Consider the following 966-nt stretch of genomic DNA (forward strand, 5'->3'; position numbering starts at 1 on the left):
GGTCTCGCGCGCGGTCGCTGCCCAGCGCGCGGAACGTGTTTGTGAAATCCGCCTGATTCTGCGCCATCCGCGTCAACAGGTCCGAGATCATTTCAAGATCCCCCTCCTCTGCCCGAACCAATCCGATCTTGGCCCTGAAACGTTCCAGCCAATGTGCCTGCATCAACGCAGGCATGGCATGGACAATTTCGGTGGCCTCTTCGACAGCTGCGTCCTTGTCCTCAAACTGCTGAATTAGGGCCGTTGCCAGCTGCGCCAGATTCCAAACCGCAATCTCAGGCTGGTTCGAGTAGGCATACCGCCCCATCCGGTCGATCGAGCTATAGACTGTATTCGGGTGATAGCTGTCCATGAACGCACATGGGCCATAGTCGATCGTCTCACCGGCGATCGAGCTGTTGTCAGTATTCATGACCCCGTGAATGAAACCCACGCTCATCCATCGAGCGATCAACCCGGCCTGCGCATCCCGAACCGCGCGCAACAAACCCATGGCCCCGTCCGCCTCAGGATAGTGGCGCTGAACGGCATATTCAGTCAGCCGTTGCAGGCTCTCTATCTGCCCTCGCGCTGCAAACACCTGAAACGTGCCCACCCGCAAATGGCTCTGCGCCACACGTGTCAGTACCGCCCCGGGCATCGGACCCTCGCGCAGCACGATCTCTCCGGTTTCAACCGCTGCCAAGGCGCGCGTGGTGGGAATGCCCAGCGCATGCATCGCCTCGGAAACCACATATTCGCGCAAAACCGGCCCCAGCCAGGCACGTCCATCTCCCTGGCGCGAGAAAGGTGTCTGCCCTGAGCCCTTCAATTGAATATCCCGCCGAATCCCGTCGGATCCGACCGTCTCACCTAACAAAACCGCGCGCCCATCTCCTAGCTGAGGGTTATAGGTGCCGAACTGATGCCCGGAATATAACTGCGCCAGCGGCTCGGCCCCCTCGGGCACGGTATTGCCTGCAAAAG

General features: G+C 60.0%; 1 protein-coding gene. It reads right to left on the minus strand.

The features are described 5' to 3' along the window. Positions 1 to 966 (minus strand): protein adenylyltransferase SelO (locus ACR0EL_RS21845; RefSeq protein ID WP_480502268.1); only part of this gene is annotated, 966 nt, incomplete at both ends.

It is taken from the genome of Ruegeria sp. AH12, from assembly GCF_056541465.1.